We start from the raw sequence: 9,354 nt of genomic DNA on the forward strand, positions 1-9,354 counted from the left end.
TTGGGGGCCGATAACGGACTGACAGCTTCGAGCGTCGAGCCGTTGGGTTAGACCCTGACGCCGATGCGTGCGCCGACGGAATCTTCCAACAGTCAACAACGCCGAGCTAAGCATCGAGCAAAACCGTCCCTCGCGGGCGGCTGCAACATGCCAGGACATAGCCGGCAGATTTCTCTTTAGCATTCAGTCCGCCCAAATCGTCCATGGTAACCTCGCCGGATAGTTTGGCTATTCGGCACGTTCCGCAAACGCCCTGCTGGCAGGCGGTTGGGATGTAGATGCCACAGTTCCGCGCCGCGTCCAGCAGGGTCTCTCCGGGCGCGCAGCGATGCTCCACACCCGAGCGGACAAAACGGACCGAAGACGAAATCGCCAAGCCCAATTCCGACCGAGAACCATTGCTGCCTCCGAAACTCTCCTCGTGATACTGCGCCGGCGGGAAGCCTATTGCATCAAGGCAGGCGCGTGCCGTCTTCATGTATCCTTCGGGCCCACAGGCAAAAACGGTGCGCTTGTGAAGATCGGGAACCAGGCTCAGCAGCATCCGACCATCAATTCGGCCGGTTGAACCCGTCCAAGCGGGACCTCCCTGGCCGCAAACCAAAGTCACTTGAACATTGGGAAAGCGAGCGGCAAGTGCTTCCAGTTCCGCTCGGAAGATGATGTCGCCTGGGGTTTTCGCGCTGTGAATGAAGCGGATCTCCCTGTCGTCTGCGCGGTCTGTAAGCGCACGCAGCATTGACATGGTCGGAGTCACGCCGCTCCCGCCCGAAAGGAAAACAGGTTTCTCCGACGGCAATTTATCCAGATTGAACGAACCGAGCGGCCCTTCGATCTCGATCTCGCTGCCCGGCGTCAAATGGTCATGGATCCAGTTGGAAGTGAGCCCGCCCTGCGTTCGCTTCACGGTGATCTGAAGATCAAGCGGTCGCGTCGGCGGTGACGATACCGAGTAGGCGCGCGTTATTGTGGCGCCGTTGATCCTGAGGTGCACGAGAACATACTGGCCCGCGCTGAAGCAGAACATCCGACCAGCGGCAGATGTGAGAACAAATGTTTTCACATCGTGCGTCTCGTCTATCACGCGACGGCAGAGCACTATATCTCGCGTCTTTTGTGCCCATCGCCGCTGACGCATGGTGGGCACGACATCTGAGGCTTGGATGGAGGCGTATGCATTCATCGTGCGGCTCGGCGTTAGGTCGAGCGAACATGCCAGTTCTTACCCCGCTGAACAGCAATATTATCCCAGCGTTATGATCGGGAATATCGATTAAACCTCCAGCGACATAACAGCGAGATGGAGAGCACGGATGCCTTTGCGAATGATCGGTTCGTGTTTGCGGCGTGCCAGTATCGCCGTATGGACTGGCTGGTGCAAGGTCGGCGCTCCTTCGACCAGGAACGATGGAATCTCACCGGTAAACCTGCGCGCATCATCGCTGCGCATGTAGCAAGTGCCGCCCGTTCGCCGGAGCATGATCTCCGCCAGAGCTTCCGATCCGGTCGAAAGTCGGCAGATCGCCAATTGAGCCAGCATCTCTGCGTGCGTTTTCTCCAGCACGACGGTGTAGCCTGGGCGGATGTAGGTGTCGGGATCGACGTCCGACAGGTTTCTGGCGGCAGTCGAAACCATTAAATATTCCTCGACCATCAGGTGCTCGTATGCGATCTCAGGCAAGTAGCGGGGGGCATAAAGCACCGCGATATCCAGGTTTCCCATGCTGAGGTCGCTGACCATCTGGTTCGAATAATCCGACTCGACATGGATTGAGGACTTCGGAAGTGCTTGGCACAGGGTTTCGACCCACCCGGGCAGGACTGAGCGGGTCATGCCCACTTGGGCGGCAACGCGCAAGGTGCCTTCGAAACGGTTGAAGGCCCGGACATCGTGGCGAGCCTGCGACCAAGTGGATACCAGAGATCTTGCGTAGGCTTCGAACCGGCGCCCTGCGGCAGTCGGCTCTGCCCCGGCGCGTCCGCGTTGGAACAGTTCAGATCCGATTGCGCTCTCCAGGTTCTTGATGCGGGTGCTGATTGTCGATTGGGTTAAGCCCAACCGATCTGCGGTGCGATTGAAATTTCTCGATTCGATGATGTCGAGAAAGGTTTCGATGTGATCAAGCTGCATGGAAATCCCGATCGAAAAATTCGATCATGTTCCTGCCTACCATAAGCTTGATCAAACAATACTCAAGGGGGAAGCTGCACCAGATCATCGGCCGGCGCACCGCCGGGACGGGCCACGGAGCGGAACAAAGTGTTCATAGTTGATTGCGACTGTCACAATTACTGGTCAAGCGCCACCGTGTTGACGCCATACCTTTCCGGCTTGTGGAAAGACATGTTCACCGAGGGCGAGAAAACAGGTCCAGTCGGCGCATTTCCGCATGGCCATCGCCCCTGGTTTCATCCGCAGGACTTCTCCCGCAAGGACGTCCGTCCGAAGACGGAAGCCGACAATTATCTCATCATGAAAGAGAAGCACCTCGACAAGTACAAAGTCGACGTGGCGATCCTCACCGGCGATGAGCCGATCGAGGCGTCGACCCTCGCCAATCCTTACTATGCCAGCGCCCTGGTCAGCGCCTACAATGACTATCAGATCAACCAATGGCTGCCGAAAGACGATCGTTTCATGGGTTCGATCATCATCGCACCACAGGATCCGAAGCTCGCTGCCGCCGAGATACGCCGTCTGGGCAGTTATCCGCGTATGGTCCAGGTTCTCGCTTCCCAAGGGTCCGTCAAGCCGTATGGAGACCCGTTCTACCATCCGATCTACGAAGCTTGCGCTGAAGTAGGGTTGCCGTTCGCCATACATCTGGGCGGGCATGGCGGCGTGAATTCAACTGCCATTGCGCCTGCGCCCACGACATTCTTCTGGGAAACGCATGCCATTTTGCACATGTCCGCGATGTCGCACGTGGCAAGCATGATCGCCCATGGCGTCTTCGAGAAGTGGCCGGACCTCTACTTCGTGATCATCGAGTGCGGTGTCGCCTGGGTTCCGTCGGTCCTGTGGCGCCTGGATGCCGACTACAAAGCGCTGCGTAAAGAGACGCCATGGCTGAAGATGCTGCCATCGGAATATTGCCGGCGCAACATCCGCTTTTCCACGCAGCCGCTGGAGCAACCTGCAAACATCCAACATCTCTGGTCCACGCTCGAAGCGATGGACGGGGAAAACACGCTGATGTTTGCGTCGGACTATCCGCACTGGGATTACGACGATGCCAACACGCTGCAAATCCCTCCTGCCTGGAAGAGCAAGATCATGGGACTGAATGCGTTGGAAGTCTACAAACGCATCCCCCGTGCGCAAGCCGCGAATGCTGCCTGAGGAACCATACGATGCCCGAGAAGACATATATCTGCCGCGTCCACGAGATCGAAACAGGATCTCCGTTTATCGCCAAGATCCGCAGCCTTTCGGTCGGGATTTTCCGCATCGGAGATTCATTCCACGCGCTGCTGAATGTCTGTCCGCACCGCGGCGCTCCACTTTGCGAGGGACCGCAATGCGGGACAACCGCGCCCGTTGAACAAGCGCAATTCATCTATCATCGCGAAAACGAGATCGTTCGATGCGCCTGGCATGGCTGGGAATTCGACATCAAGTCAGGTGAAGCCTTGGTCGATCCGTCCATTCGCGCTCGCACATTTCCAGTCACCGTCGAAGCCGGCAGCATCTATGTGACGGCCTGATTGGCCCAAAAGCCGATTGGGATTGGAAAAATTCGAAGAAAGATGGCCGAAGCCAACTAGCAGATTTGTTCGCAGGTGCTTGAAAAAAATAACGCGGAGAACTCCGCAATGGGAGAGTCAAATGTCAGAATCTGAATACAAGCTTGGTCTCGCGCAAAGCCTGGTCGGTGGCAGCAAAGTTTCCCGCCGCGACTTCATTCATCTTGGGATAGCCGCAGGCCTGACGGTCGCCGCCGCCGACACGCTCTTCGTCGCCAGGGCGCGTGCCGAACCGATGCACGGCGGCTTCGCCAAGCTCGGCATGGCTCATGGCGCGACGACGGATTCAATCGATCCGGCCGGCTACCCCGATACGTTCACACAAACCGCGTTTTCGGGCTCGCTATCCAACAGCCTCACTGAGGTCGACGCCAAAGGCAATGTCCAACCGGACCTCGCCGAGAGCTTCGAATCTTCGGATGGGGCCAAGACCTGGGCCTTCAAGCTGCGCAAAGGCGCAACCTTCCACAACGGCAAGACTGTGACGGCGGATGACGTCGTGACGTCATTGCAATATCACATGGGCAAGGACACAAAATCGGCGGCGAAGTCGCTGTTGGAGTCCGTCGCCGGGATCAAGGCCGACGGCCCGGAAACGGTGGTCTTCACGCTCAAGAGCGGCAACGCCGATTTCCCTTACATCATGAGTGACTACCATCTGGTCATCATGCCAGCCAAGGACGGCAAGGCGGACTGGGCTTCAGGGGTTCGCACCGGCGCTTTCCTCCTTGAGAATTTCCAGCCCGGCGTTTCGGCGAAACTCAAGCGCAATCCAAACTACTTCAAAAACGGCAAGCCCTATCTCGACGAGGTGGAATTCATCGCCATCACTGATCTTGCCGCTCGCATGGCGGCCTTGTCGACGGGCGAGGTGGACTATATCGGCCGCGCCGACCTCAAGACCCTCGGCATGTTGAAACGCAATCCGAAGGTGGAAATCGTCGAGGTCACCGGCTACGGACATTATACCTTGCCGATGAATGCCGCGATGGCGCCGTTTGATAATCCAGACGTGCGAACGGCATTGAAATGGGCGATCAATCGCCAAGAAATCGTCGACAAGATCTTTCTCGGCCACGCCACCGTGGCTAACGACAACCCGATCGCGCCAGCGATCAAATTCGCCAAGGATCCGCAACCGCAACACAACTTCGATCCGGAAAAAGCCAAGCACTACCTGAAAAAGGCCGGAATGGAGAACCTGAAGGTGGATCTCTCGGTCGCCGATGCCGCTTTTGCAGGCGCGGTGGATGCGGCTTCGCTCATTCGCGAGACGGCAGCCCAATGCGGCATCGACGTCAATGTCGTGCGGGAGGCCGAGGACGCTTATTGGGACAATATCTGGCTCAAGAAACCCTGGTGCGCATCCTATTGGAGCGGTCGAGCGACGGCCGACTGGATGTTCACGCAAGCCTTCGCCGCGGACTCCAGCTGGAATGAGTCGTTCTGGAAAAATCCCCATTTCAACGAATTGCTTGTTAAGGCGCGGGCCGAGACGGACGAGGCCAAGCGAGCGGGAATGTATGCCGAGATGCAGCAACTAACCCACGACGATGGCGGCAGCATCGTGCTGGTCTTCAACAATTTCGTCAGCGCCCAATCCAAAAAGCTCGCACATGGCGAAGTGGCGCCCAACTGGGAGAACGATGGACTGAAAATGGCCGAACGCTGGTGGATCGCCACGGCATGAAAAGGCGGCCGGGGCCACGATGGTTGTGAGGCTCCGGTCGGCTTGCTCCGAGTGCAGGACTGCCGCCCAAAGGGAGACGGCACTCACATGAACCCCGTCGCAAGAACGGTTCTGCAGCGCCTTGGCCTCGGCCTGGTCACTTTGTTCATCGTGTCCATCATCATCTTCTCTGCCATCGCGATGCTTCCGGGCGACTTCGCCAAGGCCACGCTCGGGCAGTCGGCGACGCCCGAAACGGTCGCCGCCTTTCAGCGGGAAATCGGCATCGATCGTCCGCCTGTCGAGCGCTATTTCGTCTGGGTCGCGCAAATGCTTCACGGCGACTTCGGCTCTTCGTTCGCGAGCCGCACCGGATATCGGCGTACCGTGGCCGAGATCATCGCGCCACGCCTCTACAATACGATGTTTCTTGCAGCGGTGACCGCGCTGATAGCGGTTCCGCTGGCGCTTGGGCTTGGCATTCTCGCCGCGCTGTACCGCAACGGCTGGTTCGACCGGCTGGTGAATGCCGTGACACTGACAACTATTTCGTTCCCGGAGTTTTTCGTCGCCTATATGCTCGCCTACCTGGTGATCTCGCGCGACACGTTCATTGCATCCGATTTCGCTCAATCCCTGCCCCATTGGCTCAGTATCTCACTGACCTGGGCACTCAATGCGGTTCCCAAATTTCCGACATTGTCGAATGTGAACGATCAGACCCCATTTTGGGAGCACCTCTGGAAAGTGGCGCTGCCGGCAATCACCCTTACACTCGTGATCGTGGCCCACATGATGCGCATGACCCGAGCGGCCATCATCAACATGCTCGCAAGCCCCTACATCGATATGGCGCGCCTCAAGGGAATGTCCCCGATGGTGATCGTGCTGAGGCATGCCCTGCCCAATGCCTGGGCTCCCATCGTCACTGTCGTGGCGTTCAATATGGCATATCTCATCGTCGGAGTGGTCGTGGTCGAGGTCGTTTTCGTCTATCCCGGGATCGGCCAACTGATGGTTGATGCGGTAAAATCCAGGGATGTTCCGGTTGTCCAGGCCTGTGCCCTGATTTTCGCCGCGACCTACATCCTTCTCAACCTGCTGGCCGACATTATTTCCATCGCCACCAACCCCAGGCTCTTGCACCCACGATGACCAGATCCCAATCTATCGCGGCGGTTCAGAGGCTGAGGCGCTCGCGTGCCAGCCGGGCGACAACAGCGCTGAAGAAGGCACCGCTTAGTGCATGGTTCGGCATCGTGGTGATCGTTGGCTACGTCCTTGTTGCGGTCTTCGCGCACTGGATAGCCCCATATGGCGAGACGCAGGTCTTCAGCGAAGCCTTCGCGCCGTGGAATCAGGAATTCGAATTGGGAACCGACCAGCTCGGCCGCGACATGCTCACCCGCTTGATCTACGGTGCGCGCAACACCATCGCTATCGCGGTCGCGACTACATTGCTCTCCTTCGCGGTAGGCGTGTCGCTCGGCCTCCTTGCCGCATTGTATAGGGGGTGGCTCGACCAGATCTTGTCGCGTGCGGTGGACGTGCTGATGTCGATCCCGAGTCTGATCTTCGCGCTGGTGCTTCTGTCGATCTTCGGCTCGTCGATCACCAGCCTGATTGTTATCATTGCGCTTCTCGATTCCACCCGTGTCTTTCGGCTTTCTCGCGCCGTTGGGCTTAACGTGGCCGTGATGGAATATGTCGAGGTGGCGCGATTGCGCGGCGAGGGACCGAGATGGATTATCGCCAATGAAATCCTTCCCAATGTCATGCCTCCACTGGTCGCCGAGTTCGGCTTGCGATTCTGCTTCGTGTTCCTGACAGTCGCGGCGCTGTCGTTCCTCGGAGTCGGTATTCAGCCGCCGACGGCCGATTGGGGATCAATGGTGCGCGAGAACGCAACCCTGATCACTTACGGCGATGTCACGCCGCTGCTTCCGGCCGGCGCGATAGCTCTTCTTACCGTATCCGTAAATTTCGTTGTGGACTGGTACCTGCACGCAACAAGCGGGTTGCGGGATGAAAAGTAGCGATCCAGGCTCACGCGAAAAAGGAAAGGATCTACTGCAAATCCGCAATCTGCATGTGGAGGGATCCTCGGACGAACAGTGGCATCCCATCGTCCGCGGGATCGATCTTACGCTGAAGCGGGGGGAGGTTCTTGGCCTAATCGGCGAGTCAGGCGCCGGCAAGTCCACCATTGGCCTTGCCGCAATGGGCTATGCCAAACCGGGCTGCCGGATCACACAGGGCTCGGTCCTGTTCGACGGGATTGATCTCCTGGCAGTCAATGAAAAGGGGCGCCGTCGTCTCCGGGGCTCCCGCATTGCCTATGTCGCGCAAAGCGCGGCGGCCTCCTTCAATCCGGCACATCGACTTTTGGAACAAACCATCGAAACCGCGGTGGCGCATCGAATCGTCAGCCGGGAAGAGGCGAACCGGAGCGCCGTGGATCTTTATCGGCGTCTTCAGCTCCCAGTACCCGAGAGCATAGGCTTTCGCTATCCTCATCAGGTCTCAGGCGGGCAGTTGCAACGGGCCATGACAGCGATGGCAATGGCTTGTCGACCGGACCTCATAATATTCGACGAGCCAACAACGGCGCTCGATGTGACCACGCAGGTTGAAGTCCTTGCCTCCATTCGCAACATCGTTGAGGAATTCAGTACTGCTGCAATCTACGTAACGCATGACCTGGCGGTGGTGGCGCAAATGGCGGATCGCATCATGGTTCTGCGACACGGAGTTACCGTGGAGGTGGCTGACACACGCCAGATGCTGGCCTCCCCCAGCCAGGAATATACGAGGACGCTCTGGGCAGTCCGCAAGCTCGCCAAGCCCGAAGTTCCAGCCGATGACTATCTCTTGACGATAGACAACGTCACCGCGGCTTATGCCGGAGGGGTCAAGGTGCTCCAGGATGTCTCCATCAAGGTTCCGCGCGGAAGAACAGTCGCTGTGGTCGGCGAATCCGGTTCTGGGAAATCGACGCTCGCTCGAGTCGTTACCGGACTCTTGCCGCCAAGTTCGGGTTCGATTTCTTTCGCAGGCCAGCTCCTTTCCAAGAGCCTGAAGGCGCGGCCCAAGGAGGTCCTGCGTCGCGTCCAGATGATTTATCAAATGCCCGACAACGCCCTTAATCCGCGCCAAACGGTCGAAGAAGTCTTAGAGCGGCCACTCGAATTCTACCTCGGCCTCAAAGGCGCGCAGAGAGATCGCCGGATAAGCGAACTTATGCACCTGGTCGAGATGAGCGAGGATTTTCTGGAACGTCTACCTGGCGAGCTATCAGGTGGCCAAAAACAACGCGTCTGCATTGCGCGGGCATTGGCTGCCGAACCGGAGCTTATCATCTGCGACGAGATCACATCCGCGCTCGACCAAATTGTGCAGGAGGAGATCCTCAAGCTTCTGATGCGCCTACAGCGTGAACTCGGGATGAGCTACATCTTCATTACCCATGACATTGCCACGGTGCGCGCGATAGCAGACGAGATTGTCGTCATGCACGGCGGCAAAGTCGTCGAGCAGGGATTGAAGAGCGTGGTTCTCACACCTCCGCATGCCGCTTACACCGAACGGCTTTTGTCCTCTGTTCCCGAAATGGATCCTGACTGGCTGACAAGATTGCTGGCCAGTCGGAAAATCTGACAGGTTGCAAGGTGGTCAGGAATTAAGTCCCCGTCCGCCCATCTTCCACGTGCTTTGAAGGGCATGATCGAGCTCCACGCGCAGCGATCAGCGCGACTATTATGCACGCCTTCTGGAACCGTCTATCGCTGATCCAGGACCATCAGGCTAGGTTTGACGCTGAGGCGTATCGGAAATACGTTCGCGCACGGCATGCTCGGTCTTGTCTGCTGTGGACTTCACGATCTCGCCGAGCTGATCGGCTATCGTGTCTGCTTCCATATCTTGCCGGCCAGCTTCCT

At 58.0% G+C, this 9,354-nt stretch carries 8 protein-coding genes; 6 read left to right on the forward strand and 2 right to left on the reverse strand.

Annotated features, from left to right (window positions below):
* Window positions 1-106 precede the first annotated feature (106 nt).
* Window positions 107-1,063 (reverse strand): FAD-binding oxidoreductase, encoded by a 957-nt coding sequence (locus tag NKK50_RS28115; RefSeq protein WP_198027084.1) that lies wholly within the window; start codon window positions 1,061-1,063, stop codon window positions 107-109.
* Window positions 1,064-1,273: 210 nt separating this feature from the next.
* Window positions 1,274-2,131 (reverse strand): LysR family transcriptional regulator, encoded by an 858-nt coding sequence (locus NKK50_RS28120; RefSeq protein ID WP_023690450.1) that lies wholly within the window; start codon window positions 2,129-2,131, stop codon window positions 1,274-1,276.
* Between the two features lie 129 nt (window positions 2,132-2,260).
* Between NKK50_RS28120 and NKK50_RS28125 the strand changes: the two genes are divergently transcribed.
* The 6 genes from NKK50_RS28125 to NKK50_RS28150 all read left to right on the forward strand — a co-directional run bounded on the left by NKK50_RS28125 (window position 2,261) and on the right by NKK50_RS28150 (window position 9,073).
* Window positions 2,261-3,343 carry an amidohydrolase family protein gene (locus tag NKK50_RS28125; protein WP_031201701.1) on the forward strand — a complete coding sequence of 361 codons (1,083 nt, stop codon included), beginning with the start codon at window positions 2,261-2,263 and terminating at the stop codon, window positions 3,341-3,343.
* A gap of 11 nt (window positions 3,344-3,354) precedes the next feature.
* On the forward strand, window positions 3,355-3,708 hold the full coding sequence (locus NKK50_RS28130) for a Rieske (2Fe-2S) protein (RefSeq protein WP_023690448.1): 354 nt from the start codon (window positions 3,355-3,357) through the stop codon (window positions 3,706-3,708).
* A 22-nt stretch (window positions 3,709-3,730) separates the two neighbouring features.
* On the forward strand, window positions 3,731-5,437 hold the full coding sequence (locus tag NKK50_RS28135; protein WP_245262808.1) for an ABC transporter substrate-binding protein: 1,707 nt from the start codon (window positions 3,731-3,733) through the stop codon (window positions 5,435-5,437).
* Between the two features lie 87 nt (window positions 5,438-5,524).
* Window positions 5,525-6,571: an ABC transporter permease gene (locus NKK50_RS28140; RefSeq protein WP_023673826.1), complete on the forward strand. Its 1,047-nt coding sequence runs from the start codon at window positions 5,525-5,527 to the stop codon at window positions 6,569-6,571.
* Complete coding sequence (locus NKK50_RS28145; RefSeq protein ID WP_023690446.1) at window positions 6,568-7,452, forward strand: ABC transporter permease; 885 nt, start codon at window positions 6,568-6,570, stop codon at window positions 7,450-7,452. The genes NKK50_RS28140 and NKK50_RS28145 overlap by 4 nt, the downstream gene beginning before the upstream one ends.
* On the forward strand, window positions 7,442-9,073 hold the full coding sequence (locus NKK50_RS28150; RefSeq protein ID WP_023694068.1) for an ABC transporter ATP-binding protein: 1,632 nt from the start codon (window positions 7,442-7,444) through the stop codon (window positions 9,071-9,073). Before NKK50_RS28145 ends, NKK50_RS28150 begins: the two co-directional genes overlap by 11 nt.
* Window positions 9,074-9,354: the final 281 nt, after the last annotated feature.

Origin of the sequence: Mesorhizobium sp. M0001 (assembly GCF_040324255.1) — a bacterium.
GTDB lineage: Bacteria > Pseudomonadota > Alphaproteobacteria > Rhizobiales > Rhizobiaceae > Mesorhizobium.

Coding starts and splice junctions, on each gene's coding strand:
- NKK50_RS28140 (WP_023673826.1), top strand. CDS start 5,525: ATGAACCCCGTCGCAAGAACGGTTCTGCAGCGCCTTGGCCTCGGCCTG.
- NKK50_RS28130 (WP_023690448.1), top strand. CDS start 3,355: ATGCCCGAGAAGACATATATCTGCCGCGTCCACGAGATCGAAACAGGA.
- NKK50_RS28150 (WP_023694068.1), top strand. CDS start 7,442: ATGAAAAGTAGCGATCCAGGCTCACGCGAAAAAGGAAAGGATCTACTG.
- NKK50_RS28145 (WP_023690446.1), top strand. CDS start 6,568: ATGACCAGATCCCAATCTATCGCGGCGGTTCAGAGGCTGAGGCGCTCG.
- NKK50_RS28120 (WP_023690450.1), bottom strand. CDS start 2,131: ATGCAGCTTGATCACATCGAAACCTTTCTCGACATCATCGAATCGAGA.